Origin of the sequence: Pseudomonas sp. Irchel s3f7, from assembly GCF_900187615.1 — a bacterium.
Lineage (GTDB): Bacteria > Pseudomonadota > Gammaproteobacteria > Pseudomonadales > Pseudomonadaceae > Aquipseudomonas.
This window is the reverse complement of the sequence record NZ_FYDO01000001.1, coordinates 46,840-67,578: the sequence shown is the minus strand read 5'-3', so window position 1 is coordinate 67,578 and position 20,739 is coordinate 46,840. Positions and strand designations below refer to the sequence as shown.

Genomic DNA, 20,739 nt, shown 5'->3' with positions numbered 1-20,739 from the left:
AGTGCGTTGTGTACTGGAGTAAAGCCTTGAACCCACGAAATCAGGAATGACACGGGGTAATACCAGTATATCCCGTGTTAATTACATTCAGTATTTAACTTTTTAGTTTGAATGGTACAATGTGTATTGAAATGGTATGTACCACAGTTATAAATCGTAGGAGATCTCATGGCACGTGGCGGCGTAAATAAAGCGGTAGTTCAGGCTGCCCGGTTGGCAATCCTCGCTCGTGGTGAAAACCCCAGCATTGATGCGGTACGGATCGAGATGGGCAATACCGGGTCGAAAACCACGATCCATCGCTATCTCAAAGAGCTGGATGACCGAGTCGAAATCACTGAAGAACCGTCAGCGCCGATTGACGATGAGCTGCTGGCATTGGTCGCGCGACTGGCGCAACGGCTCAAGGAGCAGGCGCAAGAGCCTATCGATCAGGCCCGCGAGCAGTTCGAGCAACAGCGCAAAGACCTGGAAACCCAGTTGGCCGAAGCAAAAGACAACAACACTGAGCTGCAGCAACAATACGAATTTCAAAGCCTGGCACTGACCCAGGAATCCGAAGCCCTGCAAGAAACCCGCGCCCTGCTGCAATCGGAGCAATCGCGCAACGCCGGCCTGAACCAGGCCCTGACCGATTTCGAGTTGCGCCTGCAAGACAAGGACGAGCAGATCCGCTCCCTTGAAGAGAAACACCTGCATGCCCGCGAGGCGCTGGAGCACTATCGCAACGCGGTCAAGGAGCAGCGTGAGCAGGAGCTGAGCCGCCACGAAGGCCAGGTGCAACAGCTACAGATGGAATTGCGTCAGGCGCAGCAGAGCGCGCTCGTCCGCCAGGACGAAATCACCCAGCTGCACCGTGACAACGAGCGCTTGTTGACTGAAAACCGCGGCACGCTGCGAGAGCTGAGCCTGATGCAGGAGCAGCTAAAGCAAAGCAATACCCGTCAGGATCAACTGCTGGAGCAGACAACCCGCGTAGACAGCGAGCGCACCCTCCTCCAGGAACGCTTGCGCATCGCCCTGCTGGAAAGTCAGGCGCTCAAACAGAATGTCGATGAGCAGTCGCAGATCAACAAATCATTGGAATTTGAATTGACCAAAGCCCAGGCAGACCTGGAGGAAAGCGTGCGTCTGGCGGCCGTCGTTGCGACGGCGCCAGACGCAGCCAAAGACGATTAACCGGCGACCGGCGTACGCATGGTGACGAACTCTTCGGCGGCCGTCGGGTGCACGCCGATGGTCTCGTCGAAGTCGCGCTTGGTCGCGCCCGCCTTCAACGCAATCGCCAGGCCCTGAACGATCTCCCCGGCCTCCGGACCGACCATGTGGCAACCCAGCACCTTGTCGGTCTTGGCATCCACCACCAGTTTCATCAAGGTGCGCTCCTGACATTCAGTCAGGGTCAGCTTCATCGGGCGGAAACGGCTCTCGAAAATCTGCACCTCATGGCCAGCTTCGCGAGCCTCCTCTTCGGTCAAACCGACGGTGCCGATATTCGGCAAGCTGAACACCGCCGTCGGGATCATCTTGTAATCCACGGGACGATATTGCTCAGGTTTGAACAGGCGTCGCGCAACCGCCATGCCTTCGGCCAGCGCCACCGGCGTCAGTTGCACGCGACCGATGACATCGCCCAAGGCCAGGATCGACGGCTCGGCAGTCTGATAGAGATCATCGACCTCGACAAAGCCTTTCTTGTCGAGTTTGACCCCGGTGTTTTCCAACCCGAGATTGTCCAGCATCGGACGCCGACCGGTCGCGTAAAACACGCAATCGGCTTCCAATTGGCGACCATCCTTGAGCGTGACTTTCAGGCTGCCGTCAGCCTGCTTGTCGATGCGCTCGATGTCCGCATTGAACTGCAGGTCCATGCCGCGCTTGGTCAGCTCTTCCTGCAAATGCTTGCGCACCGAACCGTCAAAACCGCGCAGGAACATCTCACCGCGATAAAGCAGCGTGGTTTGCGCGCCGAAGCCATGGAAAATCCCGGCAAACTCGACGGCGATGTAACCACCACCCACAACGAGAACTCGCTTGGGCAGTTCTTTGAGGAAGAACGCCTGGTTGGAACTGATCGCATGCTCATGCCCCGGAATCTCCGGAATCTGCGGCCAGCCGCCGGTAGCGATCAGGATGTTTTTCGCGGTGAAGCGCTCGCCATTGACCTCGACCTGATGCGGATCGACGATCTTCGCGTGCCCCTCATGCAGGGTCACGCCACTGTTGACCAGCAGGTTGCGGTAGATACCGTTGAGGCGATTGATCTCGCGGTCCTTGTTGGCGATCAGCGTCGGCCAGTCGAACTGCGCTTCGCCCAGCGTCCAGCCAAAACCCGAGGCCTGCTCGAAGTCATCGGCGAAATGCGCGCCGTACACCAGCAATTTCTTCGGCACACAGCCGACGTTCACACAGGTACCGCCCAGGTAACGGCTTTCCGCCACGGCCACTTTCGCGCCAAACCCGGCCGCAAACCGCGCCGCCCGCACACCGCCGGAACCGGCACCAATCACATAAAGGTCAAAATCGTAGGCCATTTTCAATCTCCTTGGCAGGTGACCAGCATACCTGCGGACGCCCGCGGAGCAAGCATTGTGCTGAAATGCGCAGCCCAATCTTCGTTTTCGATCAATGCCCCTCTGCAGATTGCGTTTTCGATGGCCGCAGAGTGCGCCAAGCCATCAAAATCGCCGTGAGCGCCAAGCCGAACGTCACCCACGAAACCAAACCGATCCCACCTTCGAATGCCCTTCCCGCCTGCGCCATCAATTCCCTTGCTTGATCACCCGACAAACCTGCCGCCACATGATAGGCGCCAGACAGCGTCTCACTCGCCAGCATCATCTGCTCTTCGCTCAGAATCCCCGGAAGCTGCAATGCGCCGCGATAGTAGGCCGTAACGACACCGCCGAGCACTGTCGTCCCCAAAACCACACCCACTTCATAGGCCGTTTCGCTAATGGCAGACGCGGCGCCCGCCTTTGCTGTTGGTGCGGATGACAAAATCACATCATTGGATACCGTCGCGATCGCGCCCACGCCAATGTTCAGCAAGGCAAAAGCCACCACTAAAACGGTCAGGCTACTGCCCATACTGGCGACCAGCAAAAACGCCGCTCCAGCAAACGCCATCAAAATCGGTATCAGCACATGCACCTGTAATCGCTGTGCGACAGGCACGACCGCCATCCCCACTACAATCGCCATGACCTGACCAGGAATCAACGCGAGGCTAGCACTCAAGGGCGACATCTGAAGAACGATCTGCAGAAACTGAGTGGTAAAGAATACGAAGCCGACGAGAAACGCGAGGCTCATCAAATTGATCGCGACAGAGCCGCTAAAGGTGCCACTGCGGAACAAAGTCAGGTCCATCAGCGGCACTGGCAAACATAACTGTCGACGCACAAACATCCAGCCCGCAACTACGCCTACTGCTAACGCTGTCAGCGTCATCCAGTCGATACCATTACTCGCGCTGTGTTTAATGCCATAAACGATGGCACCAAGGGCAACCATCGATTGCACGATACTAAGCGGATCCAGTGGTCCTGAAGCGTCTCGCTCAGATTCGGGCAACAACATTGGGCCCAGTATCAGCAGCGGCACCAACACGGGCACCGCCAACAGGAAAATCGCCCCCCAACTGAAGAACTCCAGCAACACACCGCCCACCAAAGGACCGAGTGCCGAGCCAACCGTCAACGTCGTTGCCCAGATCGCGACTGCCAGTCTGCGTTCTTCTCGGTCCTCGAACACCGAACGTATCAAGGCCAACGTTGAGGGCATCAGCATTGCACCGAAAACGCCCATACAAGCTCGCCCGGCAATCAGTTGCGTTGAGGTATCGGAATACGCGGTTAGCACCGACACAATCGCAAAACCCAATGACCCTGCCAGCAACAACTTACGATGACCGACTCGATCTCCCAGACTACCCATCGACACCAGCAACCCCGCCAGTACCAGCGAATAAGCATCGATCATCCACAACTGCTGGCTAGCGCTCGGCCCCAGAGCCTCGGCAATTTTTGGCAACGCGAATCCAAGCACCGTATTGTCAACTGTCACCAGGAGTACAGGCAGCATCAGCACGCTTAGGCCTAACCAACGCTTTGATCTCGCTCCGCAGAGTGTCGGCTCACTTATTAATGCCATGGGTAAAACTCCTTACTGCACACAAAAAATTCACAAGGCATTTTCATTGCGCTCGTGAAACCTTTCCTACGCACTTCCTTGGTGTCGTAGTCAACGCTGCCTATCTCATCCATGCCAGCGGAATTGAGCAACACATGAGTCCCGATAGCGGTAAATAACGAACTAGAATCGCCTGAGGAAATTGCCAAGCGCTCCGCCCAACTTGACCATAGAAACTGGGCTTGTCGGTCCATATCTAGTTTTAATCGACCATAATCGCTCGAAAGCAGACCGCTTGTTACCTCCCCGAAACATCCATTCATCGCGCCCGCAGCTTTTGACGCTGCATTTTTGCGATCCGTCTCACCTATGCGACATACGCTTAGACCTCGTGTTGATAGCTCATAAGCAATTGAGCCACCAACTGCTCCTGCGCCCACGACAATAACGTCGAACTCCATGTACACCTCGAACCGTCACCAGCGACGGAGAAATAAATTATCATTCAGGAAACAATTTATTTCTAAAACTTCGGCACACTGCAATTCAATAGGTAAATCATTTCATATTATATCCACGTTACAAATGGACATAGACACATGCAAAATGTATGAAAAAGCCTTCAGACAACAGGAGACAAACAACAAAAAACACCTTAATAAAATTACGCCAACCATTTTTTTGCGAACACACGCGCCCAGCAAAACAAATAACTTACTGCCAGCATTTTAAACGCGTTAGCTATTAGTCTCGCGCAATGGGTGACATCAATATTTGAAAGGTTTTTTTCGATGCGCAAAAAAACGCCCCGAACAAGTCGGGACGTTTTCTTAGTATCACCTATGTTTTACACAGCGTGAGTTTATTTTTTCAGTACAAGCAACCAAGGCGCTATCAGTAAGCCTTGCCTGTCTTGTAGAAGTTCTCGAAGCAGAAGTTGGTCGCGTCGATGTAGCCTTCGGCGCCGCCGCAGTCGAAACGCTTGCCCTTGAACTTGTAGGCAATCACGCAACCATCCTGCGCCTGTTTCATCAGGGCGTCAGTGATCTGGATCTCGCCACCTTTGCCTGGCTCGGTTTGTTCGATCAGGCTGAAGATGTCCGGCGTCATGATGTAACGACCGATGATCGCCAGGTTCGACGGGGCATCTTCCGGCTTTGGCTTCTCGACCATGTTGCGCACGCGGTACAGGTCGTCACCAATCAGGTCGCCGGCAATCACACCGTACTTGCTGGTTTCTTGCGGATCTACTTCCATGATCGCGACGATCGTGCAGCGATACTGCTTGTACAGCTTGACCATCTGCTTCAGTACGCCGTCACCTTCCAGGTTGACGCACAGGTCATCCGCCAACACCACGGCGAACGGCTCGTCGCCGATCAGTGGGCGACCGGTCAGGATCGCGTGGCCCAAACCTTTCATTTCAGTCTGGCGAGTGTAGGAGAACGAGCACTCATCCAACAGGCGACGGATGCCGACCAGGTATTTCTCCTTGTCGGTGCCCTTGATCTGGTTTTCCAGCTCGTAGCTGATGTCGAAGTGGTCTTCCAGGGCGCGCTTGCCGCGACCGGTGACGATGGAGATTTCGGTCAAACCGGCATCCAGTGCTTCTTCGACGCCGTACTGGATCAGTGGCTTGTTCACCACCGGCAGCATTTCTTTAGGCATGGCTTTAGTCGCTGGCAGGAAGCGAGTACCGTAACCGGCTGCTGGGAACAAGCATTTCTTGATCATAAAAGTCCTTGAAAGGGCTGTGTGTACGAGTTTCGGCGCAGTCTAATCAGCCAGTGAGCACCTTACAATGCCCTGCGCTGGCTAACCGATGTCAACATAGAGAAATATTCGCCCGGATAGTTCCCCGCAGGTTTAGCAGACGGCTGCGCAACCCTAGCAGAGACTCGCCGATTTGCACTGACATCAAATAACAAAAACGCCCACCCTGCGCGGGTCAGCACCGGTTCGGTGCATTTGGCGCTATCATGGCGCGATTGAACCAGACAACGAGGCAAATAGATGTCGGCAGAAAAAAGCGTCAACGGGTTCCTGATCAACAAGGCTAAAGATGGTCAATGGTGGGTAGACAGCGTCGGCGGCGAGAATATCGCCGGTCCTTTCCCTTCCGAAGCGATGGCGATCGAAGTGGCATCGGTGTTGCAGCTCGAACATCCAGAGCCCAAGCGACGCGGCAAGGACAAGAACTGATAGAGGCCTGACACGCCCACAGCCCTGCCCATGCGCAGGGCTTTTTTATGAAATACCCGCGCCGAAGTGGCCTTTGGCTATAACCTTTTGACTTTGGCGCTGTCACAGCCTTGCCCCCACCTTGACGACGACCACGACATGACCAAATTTTTGCCACTGATCGCAATACTGGCCCTGAGCGGCTGCGCCACCTCTGAAAAGATGTACCTGAACAATGGCGAGCAGGGCCTGGCAATTGATTGTTCCGGAGAGGCCAACTCCTGGGCCGCCTGCTACGAGAAAGCCGAAGCCTCCTGTGCAGGCACCGGCTACCAGATTGTCGGCACCGATGGCACGCCAGCTCTCAAGGAAAGCGACAAGACCCTCGGCGCTGACGTGGGCAACTTCAAGAACCGCAGCGTCGTGGTGGTCTGCAAGTAGGCCGCCCTGCCCTACATGTGAATTTCGGCGAATTTGATCCCGAGCCCGCGCACGGTCTCGATCAGCTCGTCGAGACTGACGAAGGACTCGACTTCGTCGTTCTCATCGACCAGAAAAAAGCTGCGCCCGGCGCTCTTCTTGAAAAACACGATCCACTCCCCCGGGTTCGCCGGATTCTGAATCACATGGGTGGCAGAGATATGACCCTCTGCATGCCGCTCCCGTACCCGCTCTCGCTTCATGCCCGACTCCAGAAATGACAATGCCGTCCAAGCCTCGCTTCGACGGCATCGATAACGGTCGACATTCTATCAGCCGGAGATGCACGCATTCACTGCATCGCTGACATCTCGTGGACGCACCGGCACATTGGACATGCTCTCGTGCAGCTTGATGCTGCTGCCGCCGGAGCGTTCTTCGATATCGATAACAGCGGACGGCCCCGACGAAAACTTCTGCGGTACGATCACCCGCTCCCCGTCCTTATGCCGCTCGACTTGCAAGGCACCCCGGCTTTCGGCCAGTTGCTTGCTCAGGCATTCGGAGTATTCATGGGGCTTCTTGCCTGAAATCACGTTCATGGTCGGCATCGTCTCGTTGATATCGGAGACGCTTGCACAACCACTCATCGCCAAAGCCAGCGGCAGAACCCAAAAACCCCACTTCATACAAAACCTCCAATAAAGACCCTCCGACAGCGCAATCACGGTTTTTCTCCGGGAGATTGCGCTTGGGATGCGTAATAACTGTTTTTTATTGCCTCGGTAACCCTTCCCGGCCGGATAATTAGCCGTACGGGCTGATAAACTGCGCGCCAAATCGCCCATGCTATCGTTTTGATTTTGTAGAAAAAGCCCTTCTGGAGGCGCCCCATGAAATTTATCCACCAGCGCGAGCACCTCAACGAAGACGACATCGTCGTCATTCAATGCTCCCAAACCTGCAACATCCGTTTAATGAACGACGCCAACTTCCGCAGCTTCAAGAATGGCGGTCGTCATACCTATCACGGCGGTGCGTTCGATACTTTCCCGGCCCGCATCACCGCGCCGAGCACCGGTTTCTGGAACATCACGATCGACACGGTCAACCGTCGCCCGATCAGCGTGACCCGCAAACCGACGCTGACTCATTCGATCAAGATCATCCGCCGCTCCAGCACGAAGCTGAGCTGAGTGACGGACCCGATTAAAAAGGCAGACATCACCGTGGCTCAAACGACCAAATACGTCATCAAATACAAACTCAATGGCGAACGCCGTTTCGAGTTTGCCCAGCTTGAAAACGGCACAGAAGAAGAAGCCAAGGCAGCACTGGCCGCTCTCCATGGCGCTGGCGACGATGTGATCAGCGAAATCAGCGTCAGCAAAGCGTTGTAATCAGTGCCCAGCTGAATTCGACCGCAAGTGCCGGAGTGCTGTTTGCATCAGGATGTTTTCACGATGCGTTATGAGCCCATGAACCCGCAGACGTTCGACCTGTTTGCCGATGCCGAACCCGAGCAACAGCCCAAGTGCGTGCAGATCGGCGAACAGTCCTGCGTGTTGAGAGGGTTCGCCCTGCCGTGGCTGGACCGCGTACTGCCCGCTCTGGAAATCGTGCTGGCTGCCGCGGCGTTTCGTCAGATGGTCACGCCGGGCGGTTTTACCATGTCAGTTGCCCTGAGCAGTTGCGGCACGCTCGGCTGGACCACCGACCGCAGCGGTTACCGTTACACCCGTCACGATCCGCAGACGGGCAAGCCTTGGCCAGCAATGCCCGAAGTGTTTTTGCAATTGGCGCAAGCGGCAGCACAGGAAGCAGGATTTATGGACTTCGCGCCTGATTCCTGCCTGATTAACCGCTATGTCCCCGGTTCGAAGATGTCGTTGCATCAGGACAAAGACGAACATGACTTCGCTGCGCCCATCGTTTCGATATCGCTGGGCTTGCCGGCGATGTTCCTGTTCGGCGGTTTTGAGCGCAGCGATAAAAGCCAGCGCATTCCCTTGCTGCACGGCGACATCGTGGTGTGGGGCGGTGTCGATCGCTTGCGTTACCACGGCGTGCTGCCGATCAAGGACGGAACCCATCCGCAGCTGGGAGAGCAACGCATCAACTTTACGTTTCGCACAGCGGGATGAACGCTTCGAATTCGACCGCAAGCGCCGGAGTGCGATGCGGTTGTCACGCGGTTAACGTGCAGGAAATCCCTCAACGGACATGAACCATGGCCAGTGAATCGAACCCGATCAACACCGAAAACGATCCGCGCTGGGCTGCCGTTGTCGCACGCGATCCGAAGGCCGATGGGCAGTTTGTCTACGCGGTCAAAACCACGGGCATCTATTGCAACCCCAGCAGCCTGGCGCGTTTGCCCAAGCCGCAGAATGTCGAGTTTTTCGACACGGCCGAACAGGCGCAGGCAGCCGGTTACCGACCCAGCAAGCGCGCGGCAAAGGATCAGAGTGAGGTCGCTGCGCAACATGCCGCGACCGTGGCGGCTGCGTGTCGCCGGATCGAATCTGCGACCACACTTCCCGCACTGGCCGAACTGGCAGATGCGGCGGGCCTGAGCAGTTTCCACTTTCATCGGGTGTTTAAAGCCGTCACCGGCCTGACCCCCAAGGGTTACGCCACGGCCCACCGCTCTCGCAGGGTTCGGGAACATCTGGCCGAGGGCAGCTCGGTGACCGATGCCCTTTATGAAGCAGGCTTCAATTCCAACAGCCGTTTTTATGAAGCGGCTGATCAACTGCTCGGTATGAAGCCTGGGGATTATCGTGCGGCCGGGCAGAACAACGACATTCGTTTTGCCGTCGGCCAGTGCTCGCTGGGTGCGATTCTGGTGGCGCAGAGTGAGCGCGGGGTGTGCGCGATCTTGCTTGGAGATGATCCTCATCAACTGGTGTGCGATCTACAGGACAAGTTTCGGCGCGCCAACCTGATCGGCGCCGACCCTGCATTCGAGCAACTGATCGCCAGGGTCGTTGGGTTTATCGAGGCGCCCGCGATGGGCCTGGACTTGCCGCTGGATGTACGCGGCACAGTGTTTCAGGAGCGGGTCTGGCAAGCGCTGCGCGAGATTCCCGTTGGCAGCACCGCCAGCTACGCCGATATCGCTCAGCGCATCGGGTCGCCAAAAGCGGTTCGCGCCGTGGCTCAAGCCTGCGGCGCAAACAGCCTGGCCGTGGCGATTCCATGCCACCGCGTGGTGCGCAGCGACGGCAATCTGTCAGGCTATCGCTGGGGCGTCGAGCGCAAACGTCAGTTGCTGGAGCGCGAGTCGCTGGCGCTGGACTTACCGTGAGGTGTAGGGCATTGCGAAATCACGACTGGCCTTGCACCAGTCGTTGCGTTACAAATCCTGCTCCACCGTCCCAGCCCGAACTCAACGTCGGAGAACACTGCACATGAACCAATGGCCAGATACCCGCATTCTTGACCTGCTCGGGATCGAACTGCCGATTATCCAGGCGCCCATGGCCGGCGCCACGCTCTCCTCCATGGTCATTGCCGCGAGCAACGCTGGCGGTCTCGGCTCAATGCCGGCCGCCATGTTGAGTACGGAGCAATTGCGCGAAGAACTGAAAACGATTCGCCAACACACCCAGCGCCCTATCAACGTCAATTTCTTTTGCCATCAACCGCCGATGGCGGATGAGCAACGTGCGCTGGAATGGAAAAACCTGTTGCAACCCTACTACCAGGAACTGGGTGCCGACTTCGACGCGCCGACGCCGGTTTCCAACCGTGCGCCCTTTGATAACGCCACATGTGAAGTGATCGAAGCGCTTCGCCCCGAGGTCGTGAGCTTCCACTTTGGCTTGCCGGAAAAATCCCTGCTTGATCGTGTGAAAGCCACCGGCGCGAAGGTGCTGTCCTCGGCCACCACCGTTGAAGAAGCAGTGTGGCTGGAGCAAAACGGTTGCGACGCGATCATCGCCATGGGCTATGAAGCCGGAGGGCATCGCGGGATGTTCCTCAGTGATGACTTGAGCAGCCAGGTCGGGACCTTTGCGCTGGTTCCGCTGATTGTCGACGCGGTGAACATTCCGGTGATCGCCGCTGGCGGCATCACTGACGCACGCGGGGTTGCGGCCGCATTCATGCTCGGCGCTTCGGCGGTGCAGGTCGGAACGGCTTATTTGTTCACGCCGGAAGCGAAGGTCAGCGCGTCCCATCACAAGGCGTTGCGCACCGCCAAGGAAAGCGAGACGGCGGTCACCAACATTTTCACTGGCCGTCCGGCGCGGGGCATTCTCAATCGGGCGATGCGCGAACTGGGTCCAATGAGCGCCAAGGCGCCGGCCTTCCCGCTCGCTGGCGGCGCACTGATGCCTTTGCGCGCCAAGGATGAAGCGGATTTCAGCACCCTGTGGGCCGGGCAGGCGTTCAATCTTGGCGTTGAGCTAACCACCGCAGAACTGACCAAACACCTCGCTGAGGAAGGTTTGGCCAGATTGCTGGGGCGGTAACACGCCACCCTGTTGCAGCTGACGCGCCCTGCTCAGCTGCAACAAAATTGTGATTTGTGCATTTTCGACGTTCCGTTTGCATACAGTTCGTTATATATTTTTGTACATAACGAATAACCCCCTGGCTGCATTTGCCTACGACGGAGCCGTTTCATGATCATCCGCGCCTCACGTTTTGTCCCCACCGGCCTCGCAAGCCTGCTTGCCGTGTTCGCCTTCGGCTCTGCCCAGGCAGACGAAGTGCAGGTTGCCGTAGCCGCCAATTTCACCGCACCCATTCAGGCCATTGCCGCCGATTTCGAAAAGGACACCGGGCACAAACTGGTTACGTCCTTCGGTGCGACCGGTCAGTTCTACACCCAGATCAAGAATGGCGCGCCGTTCGAAGTGTTCCTCTCGGCAGACGACAGCACGCCGAAGAAACTTGAAGCCGAAGGTGATACGGTCAAAGGCTCGCGCTTCACCTATGCGGTTGGCACCCTGGCACTGTGGTCGGCTAAAGACGGCTATGTCGATGCCAAGGGCGATGTGCTGAAAAAGAATGAGTACCAGCATTTGTCCATCGCCAACCCGAAAGCCGCGCCTTACGGCCTGGCAGCGACTCAGGTGCTGGCCAAAGAGGGCCTGACCGACAAGGTCAAGGACAAGCTCGTTGAAGGCCAGAACATTACCCAGGCCTACCAATTTGTCTCCACTGGTAACGCCGAGCTGGGTTTTGTCGCCCTGTCGCAGATCTACAAGGATGGCAAAATCACCAGTGGCTCGGCCTGGATCGTTCCGGCCAGCCTTCACGACCCGATCAAACAGGACGCCGTGATCCTCAACAAAGGTAAAGACAACCCGGCTGCCAAAGCCCTGGTTGACTACCTCAAGGGGCCAAAAGCGGCCGCGGTTATCAAGTCCTACGGCTACGAGATCTGAATGTCGCTATCGAGTGCCGATTTTTCCGCCATTTGGCTGACCCTTAAACTGGCGTCCCTGACGACGGTCATCCTGTTGATCATCGGCACTCCGATTGCGTTATGGCTGTCGCGCACCCGCTCCTGGCTGCGCGGCCCGGTCGGGGCGATTGTTGCCCTGCCCTTGGTGCTGCCGCCCACGGTGATTGGTTTTTACCTGTTGCTGGCCCTCGGGCCCCACGGGTTCATCGGTCAACTCACCCAGTCACTGGGGCTTGGCACCCTCACATTCAGTTTTGCAGGGCTGGTCATCGGTTCGGTGCTGTATTCCATGCCGTTCGTGGTCCAGCCGCTGCAGAATGCCTTTTCCGCGATAGGCACCCGACCGTTGGAAGTGGCCGCAACACTGCGCGCCAATCCCTGGGACACCTTCTTCAGCGTGATCCTGCCGTTGGCCCGCCCCGGATTCATCACGGCGGCCATTCTCGGTTTCGCCCACACCGTCGGTGAGTTCGGCGTAGTGCTGATGATCGGCGGCAACATTCCCGATAAAACCCGCGTGGTCTCGGTGCAGATATACGATCACGTCGAAGCCATGGAATACGCGCAGGCCCACTGGCTGGCAGGGGCGATGCTGGTGTTCTCGTTTGTCGTCTTGCTGGCGCTGTATTCCAGCCGTAAAACCAAAATCGGCTGGAGTTGATTGATGATTCGTGCGCGTCTGAAACTGGCTTACTCGGGGTTCGCCCTCGATGTCGATCTGGAACTGCCGGGGCGTGGCGTCACTGCCCTTTACGGTCACTCGGGCTCGGGCAAGACCACGTGCCTGCGTTGCATCGCCGGCCTTGAGCGGGCTGATGAAAGCTTTATCCAGGTCAATGATGAAGTCTGGCAAGACAGCGAACAGAACATTTTCGTGGCGCCACACAAACGTGCCTTGGGCTATGTGTTCCAGGAAGCCAGTCTGTTTCCTCACCTCTCGGTGCTGGCCAATCTCGAGTTCGGCCTCAAGCGCATTGCGAAGCACGAGCGCCGGGTCGACATGGCGCATGCCACCGAACTGTTGGGAATCAGCCATTTGCTGGACCGACACCCGCAACACCTCTCGGGCGGTGAACGGCAGCGCGTAGGCATGGCCCGCGCCCTGTTGACCAGCCCGAAACTGCTGCTGATGGACGAACCGCTGGCCGCGCTGGACGCCCAACGCAAAAGCGAAATCCTGCCTTACCTGCAACGCCTTCACGATGAACTCGACATCCCGGTGCTTTACGTCAGTCATTCCCAGGATGAAGTGGCGCGCCTGGCCGACCACATCGTCCTGCTCAACAACGGTAAGGCACTGGCCAGCGGCCCGATTGGTCAAACCCTGGCCCGCCTCGACTTACCGTTGGCGCTCGGGGATGACGCGGGCGTGGTGATCGAAGGGTGCGTCAGTGCGTATGACAGCGACTATCAGCTGCTGACCCTGCAACTGCCGGACACCACTTTGAGTATTCGCGTGGCCCATACGCCGATGGCGGCGGGCCATGCACTGCGTTGCAAGGTTCAGGCACGGGATGTGAGTCTCAGCCTGCATAACATTGAGCAAAGCAGCATCCTCAACCGTCTGCCGGTCACGGTAGTCAGCGAAATGAGCGCCGACAATGCCGCACATGTCCTGATACGGCTGGATGCGGCCGGCACTCCGTTGCTCGCGCGCATCACGCGCTATTCCCGGGATCAGTTGGGTGTGCACCCCGGTCAGCAACTCTGGGCACAGATCAAAGCGGTGGCGGTACTGGCCTGAATCTCACGGCACGACCGCATCGGCGCGGGGTCAATCGCAGTAACGGCCACTGACTCCAGCGCAAGGACTCTCACCATGTCCGATGTATTGCCGCCCGACTTGCATTATGTCGATGACACTCAACCCGGCATCACCCGTAAAAAACTGCGGGGCAAGTTCTGCTACTTCGCCCCAACGGGGCAGCGCATGACCGACGCGGATGAGATCAAGCGTCTCAACTCACTGGCGGTGCCTCCGGCCTACACCGATGTATGGATCTGCACCGATCCACATGGGCATCTGCAAGCCACCGGCCGGGATGCCCGCGGTCGCAAGCAGTACCGCTATCACCCGCGCTGGCGGGAGGTGCGTGATGCCGACAAATACTGGCGCCTTCGGGATTTCGGCCGGGTCTTGCCGAAACTGCGTCAACAACTGGACCTAGTGCTGGCCGCGCCGGGCTTCAGTCGCGACAAAGTCATGGCCACGGTCATCACCCTGCTCGATTCGACCCTGATTCGCATCGGCAACAGCCAATATGCACGGGACAACCGCTCCTATGGCCTGACCACCTTGCGCAGCCGTCACGTTGAGATCAACGGCAGTGCGATCCGCTTCCAGTTTCGCGGTAAAAGCGGTATCGAACACCAGATCACGGTGAAAGACCGGCGCTTGGCACGAATCGTCAAGCGTTGCCAGGAGATCCCCGGGCAAAATCTCTTTCAGTACTTAGATGAAAACGGTGATCGGCACACGGTCAGTTCTTCTGACATAAACACGTACCTGCAATCGCTCACAGGTGCCGACTTCACCGCCAAGGATTACCGCACCTGGGCCGGCAGCGTACTCGCGTTGGCCACATTACGTGAATTGCGCTGGGAGACCGAACCGGATGCAAAGCGGCATGTGGTTGAGATGGTCAAAAACGTCGCCAAGCAATTGGGCAATACCCCGGCGGTCTGCCGAAAGTGCTACATCCACCCGGCCGTGCTCGATGCCTTCATTCTGGGAACGCTGGCGGAGTTGCCCAAACCACGGGCCCGTAAAGGCCTCACGCCCCAGGAAGTCGGTCTGGCGATGTTTTTGGAAACGATGCTGACCGCCCCCAAACCGACGAACTGACCTGTCTATTTTTTGCACGATCGCCAATGGCTTCTATAGTTGATCTGACATAAATCAACAGCGGAGACGCCATGGAAGACATTTTCGTCGTCAAGCGTTGCAACAAGATCATTATCCATGGCCGCAGAGATGGCGAGTCCGATCACCTGCCTCCGGACGCCGCCGTCTGGTACCGCATTGCGGACACCCGTACCCAGGGTTTCATCGGTGACGGCTACGATCTTGAAGAAGACGCCCAGCGTGTTTGCTTGCAGTTGAATGCCAAATCACAAGTCACAGCCAGACAAGGCTGAAGGACGCTCATCATTTTTTAACGGGTCTATACTCAATAGGCTGAAGGACCAGTGACCCCATCAGCAGTCAGCTCGCTCCCTGCGGGCTTTTTGCTGCCCTATCAGGTTCTTGAACGGAGGTGTTTCCCATGTCCGAAAAAGAGTCCATCACCACCCTGCTCACCCTTCTTGATTCACGTCAGGCCCGCCTTGCAGCGGCGTGCAAGGAAATCGCCGATTGGGTTGACCATCAAGGCGGGCATCCAACCGCGCTGAGGATCCGTGATCGCCTGAACGACATCGAAAAGGACACGCCGCTGATTCGCAATACGCTGTCTTCGCTACAACCGGTCGACCGGCCGCTGCCTCGGTTCAGATGATCAGATCCGGACACAAGGTACGAGAAAGCGGGTTGAACCCAGGCCTAGGATCGGCGATGCCACGGTCCGCGTGAGCGTGTGCGCCTGATCAAATATTGCGTTTGCCCCCCCCAACCCAGCCTGGCGCTGGGTTTTTTGTGGCTTGAAAACAATCGAACGTCACCGTGCCCGTGAGGTCAACCGTTCACACGACACGAAGGAGACGTTCCAATGGTGACTCACTTCAAAATCAGCGGGCACCTTGCCTGTGGTCACAAGGGCAGCAACCTCATATCAACGCGCGAACTCAATCGCGTGAAATGCAGAAGTTGCCGCAACACCGATGCCTACAAAGAAGCGCGCAAGGCCGAACGTAACGCAGTCCGACGCGCGAAGCGTAAAACCAAAACCGCCCGAATCCTCACGGACTGGCGCTCGGCCTGGACTGAAAGGCTGACCGCAATGGAAGGCTTGCAACGACTGCCACGTGGCTTTACCGGCCAACCCTTCGTTTAATTACCGTCTTCACGCTTAGGGCCCTACTGGAGGGAGATGCGATGAACAGAATTGTTCTGTTCATCATCGCCAGCCTGGGGCCCACATTCGCAATAGCGCTGGGCTGATATGTCATCACGTGAACGCGGTGGCGGCAGCTGGAATTCGAAATGGTTACTGAAGGTCGGACTCAACAATTGCCGGTGCCATGATCTCGCGCAACGACATGCGCTTGAATGCTTCAACCAGCCCTCGTCCCTCCTGCGGTTCACAAGTGATCGCCAACCGCATCGTCGCCTCGCCCAAGTGCCAGATCAGAAACGCGGCTTCCTCAATCTGTTGTGCGTCGCGCCCTGGATACACGCGAAGCATCGCCTCTGTCAGAAACCTTCCGGCCACCCGACTCTCCTCCAGTTCGAGCTGCAACAGCTGCTTGTCCGCCTGGGTGGCCGACCAGATGTCGCGCATGACCGGTGTCGCAAAAACAATCTCGTAGTACTGATCAAGCAGCCCCGAATACGCTGCCTGCAGTCCGGCCGCATCTTCAACCGCAGCCAACGCCTCTTCAATGCAACGACGACTCTCGGCGTTGTATCGCTCGGCCAGCGTGCGGATGACAGAACTCTTGTCGGGAAAATACTGGTACAGGGAACCGATTGAAATGTCAGAACGCTCGGCGATTTCGCTCATTTTGAGCTGGTCGCTGCCCTTGCTCGCAATCAACTGTGTCGCCACACCGAGAATTCGCTCCTGGCGCTCGCGGCTGCGTTGCTGGGTGGGACGGCGTCGAGCCGCTTCCATTGGCTGCTTCAAGGGTTCGATGGTCTTTTTGGGCACGAGCGTGCTTCCCGATCAATAACATGACATGTACTCACCTTAGCACTGCACAGGCGTGCCCCCAAGATGATGTCCATCCGTCGGGGATTTGAATTCGTAGCGTTGACGAATAAACATGAGCATCTATCATCTTTTAAACGTGAGCATAACTCACATTAACCGATGGAGATGACCGCGATGAAAACCTCTCAAGAAACCGTGCTGGTACTCGGCGCCACAGGCAAAACCGGCCGGCGGATCACAGAACGTCTTCAGACGCTTGGCGTACCCGTTCGCCTCGGCTCTCGAGATGCCAATCCACCCTTTGACTGGGAAGATCGATCGACCTGGGATGCCGTGCTGGACGGGGTGCAGGCGGTCTACCTTTCCTATCAACCGGACCTCGCCGTCCCTGGTGCGCTGGAAACCGTTCGGGCCTTCACCGACCTGGCTGTCAAACAGGGCATCCGCACATTGGTGCTGCTCTCCGGGCGCGGTGAAATCGAAGCGGAACACGCTGAACGTGTCGTGCAGAACAGTGGGATCGACTGGACCATCCTGCGAGCCAGCTGGTTCTGCCAGAACTTCAGCGAGGCGCACTTTCTTGAGCCGATTCTGCAAGGAGAACTGGCGCTCCCCGTGGGTGACATCGCCGAGCCCTTTGTCGATGCAGAAGACATCGCGGAAATCGCCGTCGCGGCACTGACCCAACCGGGGCACAGCCACCGACTCTATGAACTGACCGGCCCGCGAGCCCTGACTTTTGCACAAGCCATTGAGGAGATTGCCAGCGCAACACACCGCCGGATCGATTTCATCACTGTCCCTCGCGAAGCCTATCGCCAAGCACTGGAGCAGGAGCAACTGCCCCCTCAACTGATCGACCTGGTGTTGTATCTGTTCACCACCGTGCTCGATGGCCGCAACACCCCGGTGGCCAATGGCGTGCAGCAAGCACTGGGTCGGCCAGCGCGCGACTTTTCCGAATACGTGCGACGCACGGTCGCTTCAGGGATATGGGGAAGTGAGCGTTGAAGTCCGACGCCCAGCATTGGCGCCATCAAGCTTCCTCGACTAGGGTTCCGTATCGAACTGCAACACCTTAATTGGCAGGAGCCTGATAAAGGAGGAAGCAATGTCACCCATTCGTAGTGCCGAAAAAACCTACCGCCAGTGGTCCAGCCCGATCTTGCTTGAGCTCAAGGAACGAGAACATCAGTTGGCACCGTCGGACCGCCAGGCACTGCAGAATATTCTGCAGGAAAGACGGTTGATCAACCTCGGCAATCCATCCGGTAATGAGCGGCGCAATGCTGGCACGGAGACTGACAACAACTCGCGGTAACAGTCGGCCGCGCCGTTCATAAATCTATTTTTGATAATTATTAATTTCCCAACGCTTCTCCCGTGAGCCTTCAATGCACCTGGGAGGAGATTTTATCCAGAAGCCTGCAGGCGGCGGCTTTTAAGGATGTTCATCGCCGGTAAATCTGCATTTGTAGAGCGGCCCTCTCCTCCCAAGTGCGCTGTTTTGCCCCGCGTCTTGACCCAAGACAGGCAGAACAAAGGCCACATGCCGCACTTCGGTTTTTTCCACGTTCCAGACGCGGCGAAGCCACCACACGGAGGGATTCCAGGATGCTGATAAAAATCGAAAAAGCGAGTACGTCGGAAGGCTGGAATGTCTGGATGGACGGGTGGTGCGTTGCGTTCTGCAGCTATGCACAAGCCTTCGCATTCGTGACCAGGTTGGAAGGCCGAATCAATTCACCGCACCCCCTGCCTGTCAGCGTGGGCAAACTAGAATTGGAACTATCCTAATCACGCTAATACATCAGGAAATCCCTTCTAACTTTACGCCACGCCCATTCGCGTGGCGTTTGCCTTTCAGACGTTTAGCCCCACCCAGACGCGGCAGAAGTTGAACCGACGTTTCCGGTTCAAATGTCCATATTTGATAATTATTAATTTCCCTACTTCCGTCGCCCAGCTTTAAATGCGTCTCGAGGAGGGTTGGTGAAGGTGGGGTTTACAGGTGACGCCTTTAACGGACACTTCAAATCCAGCCCAGTCTGTATTTGAAGAAACCAACCTTCCTCTCCATGTGTACTTCTTTTGCCCCGTATCTTCCCCAGGAGAGCGGGGCTTTTTTTGGTCGGTACACATCGGAACCCCGAACCTCATCTGACCGTTCAGGTTTAACTCGTAACCCCCATCGCCTTTAGAACCACCAGCTGCGATTGTCGTCCAGTTCCTGGCGACACTGCTTGAGTTGGGCATTGTAGATCTCAGACTGCTGTTGCACTTTGCGTGCTACTTGCATCAGCCAAGGTTTACTGCGATAGGTGTTACGGCTATAGCCACCACGTCCCTCGTGGTAAGCCAGGTATTGATTGTAAGTGTCCCATTGGGAGATTCCGAGCTGACGGTGCGTGCCCGTGGCGTACCAACCGATAAACATGATCGCGTCATCAAAGTTGTCACGCGAACCACCGTTGCCAGTCCCCGTCTTGTATTCACCCCATACCGGATCCTGGGCCTGCGCATACCCGTAAGCAGAACTGACTCGCCCCCATGGAATCACCCATAGCAAGTAATCGCGAGGCGGTAATGCGTCAGCCACAAAGCTGCTTTCCTGCTTCATGATGGCCAACGCCACGTGCAGAGGCGTCCCATATTCCTTCTGCATTTCCAGCGAATCCTCGTACCAGTCAGGGTACTCACGATAAATACTGCAGATATTGCCTTGATCACTGGGTGGCGAAGTCACGCACCCAGTCAAAAACATAAACAATAACGTCAGTAGTAAAAACTGTTTCATTCATATCCCTCAAGAAAACAGAGCATAAAACGCCCTGGGTTTGCTGCAAGAAACCCGTGAGAGGTAAGCGCAGGCAAAAATGTCAGAAGACATGCATCTTGGCAGAGTCACTCTTTTGAGAGGCTGCTTTGTAAGTCGCTGTTGCGCGGGGATCCTGAAAATATCATGACTCAAGCATCGAAAGTATGCCTCGGCACAACGTGATAACGCTTCGCAGTCTAGTGATCAAACATACTTTCACTCGCTGGACCGGTATCGCCTCTGGCTTCCACTCTTGAAAATGGGCACACGCTACGAACGTTCGTGTGTGGGCTTATGTCGTGATGGCGACACTATTGGGGCTGTGTATCGGGAGTTTCGTGCAAGGATTAGTCGACATTCATTCCGAATGTGCAGCCTACGAGCAACCTGTAGGCCCATGCCTCTTCAAACACATCAGCCCGTAGGGTTTGACAGTGGTCCGGCAGGGAAGCTAGTTCGATTGCCTCCCGGTCGGGCTGCCTGGGTTAGTGATAGGCGTTATCGGTGATGGCTTAAACCTGGATCAGAACGCTGGCCTGCTGCGAATCAATAGTCGGGACCAGCCCCGAGCCCTGTTGATGTGCGAGCCAGGCCCGAGTCAACTTCACGTCGAATCGCCAGCCATGGGTTTCCATCCAAACGAGCGCTGTATGGGTAATTCGATAGTGTCCGCATTTCGCGCATGCTCTTTCATGGTAATCATCACCAACATCGACATCCGAAGCAGGCGCATCGCAAATTAGGCATTCCATATCTACCTCCATGGTTTGCCAGTGGACATGATGACCGGGGGGCTCGCCGATGAGCCGCGCGAGGTCGTGAAAATCCGGTCTGGAAGAGCGATTTGCAGATGCCGATGCTGGATTTAGAAAACGCTCAGGCAGAAATTACAACCTCCCTGTTTACTGTCTGTCATACCAGCCTCCACTGCATTACAAATCAGCCAGTGCAATATC

General features: G+C 56.7%; 25 protein-coding genes. 17 read left to right on the top strand and 8 right to left on the bottom strand.

Features of this window, described 5'->3' with window-relative positions; genetic code table 11:
- Nucleotides 1-168 precede the first annotated feature (168 nt).
- Complete coding sequence (locus CKW19_RS00345) at nucleotides 169-1,179, top strand: DNA-binding protein (protein ID WP_095056039.1); 1,011 nt, start codon at nucleotides 169-171, stop codon at nucleotides 1,177-1,179.
- Here the strand turns inward: CKW19_RS00345 and gorA are convergent.
- From gorA to galU, 4 genes are all read right to left on the bottom strand, one after another.
- Entirely contained in the window at nucleotides 1,176-2,534 is a 1,359-nt protein-coding gene (gene gorA, locus CKW19_RS00340; RefSeq protein WP_095056038.1) for a glutathione-disulfide reductase, read from the bottom strand. The two genes, CKW19_RS00345 and gorA, sit on opposite strands and share 4 nt — an antisense overlap.
- Before the next feature lie 91 nt (nucleotides 2,535-2,625).
- Nucleotides 2,626-4,155, bottom strand: a complete 1,530-nt coding sequence (locus CKW19_RS00335; RefSeq protein WP_095056037.1) for an MFS transporter — start codon at nucleotides 4,153-4,155, stop codon at nucleotides 2,626-2,628.
- Nucleotides 4,146-4,595 (bottom strand): FAD-dependent oxidoreductase, encoded by a 450-nt coding sequence (locus CKW19_RS00330; RefSeq protein ID WP_143500277.1) that lies wholly within the window; start codon nucleotides 4,593-4,595, stop codon nucleotides 4,146-4,148. The genes CKW19_RS00335 and CKW19_RS00330 overlap by 10 nt, the downstream gene beginning before the upstream one ends.
- 433 nt (nucleotides 4,596-5,028) lie before the next feature.
- Nucleotides 5,029-5,868, bottom strand: a complete 840-nt coding sequence (galU, locus tag CKW19_RS00325; RefSeq protein WP_046027377.1) for a UTP--glucose-1-phosphate uridylyltransferase GalU — start codon at nucleotides 5,866-5,868, stop codon at nucleotides 5,029-5,031.
- A 279-nt stretch (nucleotides 5,869-6,147) separates the two neighbouring features.
- On the opposite strand from galU, the gene CKW19_RS00320 reads away from it, so the two are divergent.
- Nucleotides 6,148-6,336: a hypothetical protein gene (locus CKW19_RS00320; RefSeq protein ID WP_095056036.1), complete on the top strand. Its 189-nt coding sequence runs from the start codon at nucleotides 6,148-6,150 to the stop codon at nucleotides 6,334-6,336.
- Nucleotides 6,337-6,474: 138 nt separating this feature from the next.
- Complete coding sequence (locus CKW19_RS00315) at nucleotides 6,475-6,756, top strand: hypothetical protein (RefSeq protein ID WP_095056035.1); 282 nt, start codon at nucleotides 6,475-6,477, stop codon at nucleotides 6,754-6,756.
- An 11-nt stretch (nucleotides 6,757-6,767) separates the two neighbouring features.
- Here the strand turns inward: CKW19_RS00315 and CKW19_RS00310 are convergent, their stop codons facing one another.
- Together CKW19_RS00310 and CKW19_RS00305 are read right to left on the bottom strand one after the other, a co-directional pair.
- Nucleotides 6,768-6,998, bottom strand: a complete 231-nt coding sequence (locus CKW19_RS00310) for a hypothetical protein (RefSeq protein WP_095056034.1) — start codon at nucleotides 6,996-6,998, stop codon at nucleotides 6,768-6,770.
- A 69-nt stretch (nucleotides 6,999-7,067) separates the two neighbouring features.
- A complete protein-coding gene (locus CKW19_RS00305; protein WP_095056033.1) occupies nucleotides 7,068-7,424 on the bottom strand; it encodes a hypothetical protein in 357 nt (118 codons plus the stop codon).
- A gap of 204 nt (nucleotides 7,425-7,628) precedes the next feature.
- On the opposite strand from CKW19_RS00305, the gene CKW19_RS00300 reads away from it, so the two are divergent.
- From CKW19_RS00300 to CKW19_RS00245, 12 genes are all read left to right on the top strand, one after another.
- On the top strand, nucleotides 7,629-7,931 hold the full coding sequence (locus CKW19_RS00300) for a DUF1883 domain-containing protein (RefSeq protein ID WP_007946189.1): 303 nt from the start codon (nucleotides 7,629-7,631) through the stop codon (nucleotides 7,929-7,931).
- On the top strand, nucleotides 7,932-8,135 hold the full coding sequence (locus CKW19_RS00295) for a hypothetical protein (protein WP_143498524.1): 204 nt from the start codon (nucleotides 7,932-7,934) through the stop codon (nucleotides 8,133-8,135). It abuts the gene before it with no gap.
- Nucleotides 8,136-8,198: 63 nt separating this feature from the next.
- Nucleotides 8,199-8,879 carry a DNA oxidative demethylase AlkB gene (gene alkB, locus CKW19_RS00290; protein WP_095056032.1) on the top strand — a complete coding sequence of 227 codons (681 nt, stop codon included), beginning with the start codon at nucleotides 8,199-8,201 and terminating at the stop codon, nucleotides 8,877-8,879.
- Between the two features lie 86 nt (nucleotides 8,880-8,965).
- Nucleotides 8,966-10,045 carry a bifunctional DNA-binding transcriptional regulator/O6-methylguanine-DNA methyltransferase Ada gene (gene ada, locus CKW19_RS00285; protein WP_095056031.1) on the top strand — a complete coding sequence of 360 codons (1,080 nt, stop codon included), beginning with the start codon at nucleotides 8,966-8,968 and terminating at the stop codon, nucleotides 10,043-10,045.
- A gap of 103 nt (nucleotides 10,046-10,148) precedes the next feature.
- On the top strand, nucleotides 10,149-11,213 hold the full coding sequence (locus tag CKW19_RS00280) for a nitronate monooxygenase family protein (RefSeq protein WP_095056030.1): 1,065 nt from the start codon (nucleotides 10,149-10,151) through the stop codon (nucleotides 11,211-11,213).
- 153 nt (nucleotides 11,214-11,366) lie between these two features.
- Complete coding sequence (gene modA / locus CKW19_RS00275; RefSeq protein WP_095056029.1) at nucleotides 11,367-12,134, top strand: molybdate ABC transporter substrate-binding protein; 768 nt, start codon at nucleotides 11,367-11,369, stop codon at nucleotides 12,132-12,134.
- Nucleotides 12,135-12,815 (top strand): molybdate ABC transporter permease subunit, encoded by a 681-nt coding sequence (gene modB, locus CKW19_RS00270; protein ID WP_095056028.1) that lies wholly within the window; start codon nucleotides 12,135-12,137, stop codon nucleotides 12,813-12,815. It abuts the gene before it with no gap.
- 3 nt (nucleotides 12,816-12,818) lie between these two features.
- Complete coding sequence (gene modC / locus CKW19_RS00265; RefSeq protein ID WP_095056027.1) at nucleotides 12,819-13,898, top strand: molybdenum ABC transporter ATP-binding protein; 1,080 nt, start codon at nucleotides 12,819-12,821, stop codon at nucleotides 13,896-13,898.
- A 75-nt stretch (nucleotides 13,899-13,973) separates the two neighbouring features.
- Nucleotides 13,974-14,999, top strand: a complete 1,026-nt coding sequence (locus CKW19_RS00260) for a DNA topoisomerase IB (protein ID WP_095056026.1) — start codon at nucleotides 13,974-13,976, stop codon at nucleotides 14,997-14,999.
- Nucleotides 15,000-15,070: 71 nt separating this feature from the next.
- The gene (locus CKW19_RS00255; protein ID WP_095056025.1) at nucleotides 15,071-15,292 is read left to right on the top strand and encodes a hypothetical protein; all 222 of its coding nucleotides are present in this window, start codon (nucleotides 15,071-15,073) and stop codon (nucleotides 15,290-15,292) included.
- A 128-nt stretch (nucleotides 15,293-15,420) separates the two neighbouring features.
- On the top strand, nucleotides 15,421-15,651 hold the full coding sequence (locus CKW19_RS00250) for a hypothetical protein (protein ID WP_046038414.1): 231 nt from the start codon (nucleotides 15,421-15,423) through the stop codon (nucleotides 15,649-15,651).
- Nucleotides 15,652-15,861: 210 nt separating this feature from the next.
- Nucleotides 15,862-16,146 (top strand): hypothetical protein, encoded by a 285-nt coding sequence (locus CKW19_RS00245; protein ID WP_095056024.1) that lies wholly within the window; start codon nucleotides 15,862-15,864, stop codon nucleotides 16,144-16,146.
- 153 nt (nucleotides 16,147-16,299) lie between these two features.
- Here the strand turns inward: CKW19_RS00245 and CKW19_RS00240 are convergent, their stop codons facing one another.
- Nucleotides 16,300-16,926 carry a TetR family transcriptional regulator gene (locus CKW19_RS00240; protein ID WP_095056240.1) on the bottom strand — a complete coding sequence of 209 codons (627 nt, stop codon included), beginning with the start codon at nucleotides 16,924-16,926 and terminating at the stop codon, nucleotides 16,300-16,302.
- Between the two features lie 213 nt (nucleotides 16,927-17,139).
- Here CKW19_RS00240 and CKW19_RS00235 point away from each other — a divergent pair, with 213 nt between their 5' ends.
- Together CKW19_RS00235 and CKW19_RS00230 are read left to right on the top strand one after the other, a co-directional pair.
- The gene (locus CKW19_RS00235) at nucleotides 17,140-17,976 is read left to right on the top strand and encodes an NAD(P)H-binding protein (protein WP_095056023.1); all 837 of its coding nucleotides are present in this window, start codon (nucleotides 17,140-17,142) and stop codon (nucleotides 17,974-17,976) included.
- Nucleotides 17,977-18,076: 100 nt separating this feature from the next.
- Complete coding sequence (locus CKW19_RS00230) at nucleotides 18,077-18,286, top strand: hypothetical protein (RefSeq protein WP_095056022.1); 210 nt, start codon at nucleotides 18,077-18,079, stop codon at nucleotides 18,284-18,286.
- A gap of 876 nt (nucleotides 18,287-19,162) precedes the next feature.
- Here the strand turns inward: CKW19_RS00230 and CKW19_RS00220 are convergent.
- A complete protein-coding gene (locus CKW19_RS00220; protein WP_095056020.1) occupies nucleotides 19,163-19,762 on the bottom strand; it encodes a hypothetical protein in 600 nt (199 codons plus the stop codon).
- Nucleotides 19,763-20,739: the final 977 nt, after the last annotated feature.

Bases quoted from the DNA above. Each gene is read 5' to 3' on its own strand.
- CKW19_RS00345 (WP_095056039.1), top strand. From the start codon at position 169: ATGGCACGTGGCGGCGTAAATAAAGCGGTAGTTCAGGCTGCCCGGTTG.
- gorA (WP_095056038.1), bottom strand. From the start codon at position 2,534: ATGGCCTACGATTTTGACCTTTATGTGATTGGTGCCGGTTCCGGCGGT.
- CKW19_RS00300 (WP_007946189.1), top strand. From the start codon at position 7,629: ATGAAATTTATCCACCAGCGCGAGCACCTCAACGAAGACGACATCGTC.
- CKW19_RS00335 (WP_095056037.1), bottom strand. From the start codon at position 4,155: ATGGCATTAATAAGTGAGCCGACACTCTGCGGAGCGAGATCAAAGCGT.
- CKW19_RS00250 (WP_046038414.1), top strand. From the start codon at position 15,421: ATGTCCGAAAAAGAGTCCATCACCACCCTGCTCACCCTTCTTGATTCA.
- galU (WP_046027377.1), bottom strand. From the start codon at position 5,868: ATGATCAAGAAATGCTTGTTCCCAGCAGCCGGTTACGGTACTCGCTTC.
- CKW19_RS00305 (WP_095056033.1), bottom strand. From the start codon at position 7,424: ATGAAGTGGGGTTTTTGGGTTCTGCCGCTGGCTTTGGCGATGAGTGGT.
- CKW19_RS00260 (WP_095056026.1), top strand. From the start codon at position 13,974: ATGTCCGATGTATTGCCGCCCGACTTGCATTATGTCGATGACACTCAA.
- CKW19_RS00280 (WP_095056030.1), top strand. From the start codon at position 10,149: ATGAACCAATGGCCAGATACCCGCATTCTTGACCTGCTCGGGATCGAA.
- CKW19_RS00330 (WP_143500277.1), bottom strand. From the start codon at position 4,595: ATGGAGTTCGACGTTATTGTCGTGGGCGCAGGAGCAGTTGGTGGCTCA.
- ada (WP_095056031.1), top strand. From the start codon at position 8,966: ATGGCCAGTGAATCGAACCCGATCAACACCGAAAACGATCCGCGCTGG.
- CKW19_RS00220 (WP_095056020.1), bottom strand. From the start codon at position 19,762: ATGAAACAGTTTTTACTACTGACGTTATTGTTTATGTTTTTGACTGGG.
- CKW19_RS00230 (WP_095056022.1), top strand. From the start codon at position 18,077: ATGTCACCCATTCGTAGTGCCGAAAAAACCTACCGCCAGTGGTCCAGC.
- CKW19_RS00320 (WP_095056036.1), top strand. From the start codon at position 6,148: ATGTCGGCAGAAAAAAGCGTCAACGGGTTCCTGATCAACAAGGCTAAA.
- CKW19_RS00255 (WP_095056025.1), top strand. From the start codon at position 15,071: ATGGAAGACATTTTCGTCGTCAAGCGTTGCAACAAGATCATTATCCAT.
- CKW19_RS00310 (WP_095056034.1), bottom strand. From the start codon at position 6,998: ATGAAGCGAGAGCGGGTACGGGAGCGGCATGCAGAGGGTCATATCTCT.
- CKW19_RS00235 (WP_095056023.1), top strand. From the start codon at position 17,140: ATGAAAACCTCTCAAGAAACCGTGCTGGTACTCGGCGCCACAGGCAAA.
- CKW19_RS00240 (WP_095056240.1), bottom strand. From the start codon at position 16,926: ATGGAAGCGGCTCGACGCCGTCCCACCCAGCAACGCAGCCGCGAGCGC.
- modB (WP_095056028.1), top strand. From the start codon at position 12,135: ATGTCGCTATCGAGTGCCGATTTTTCCGCCATTTGGCTGACCCTTAAA.
- modC (WP_095056027.1), top strand. From the start codon at position 12,819: ATGATTCGTGCGCGTCTGAAACTGGCTTACTCGGGGTTCGCCCTCGAT.
- alkB (WP_095056032.1), top strand. From the start codon at position 8,199: ATGCGTTATGAGCCCATGAACCCGCAGACGTTCGACCTGTTTGCCGAT.
- CKW19_RS00315 (WP_095056035.1), top strand. From the start codon at position 6,475: ATGACCAAATTTTTGCCACTGATCGCAATACTGGCCCTGAGCGGCTGC.
- modA (WP_095056029.1), top strand. From the start codon at position 11,367: ATGATCATCCGCGCCTCACGTTTTGTCCCCACCGGCCTCGCAAGCCTG.
- CKW19_RS00245 (WP_095056024.1), top strand. From the start codon at position 15,862: ATGGTGACTCACTTCAAAATCAGCGGGCACCTTGCCTGTGGTCACAAG.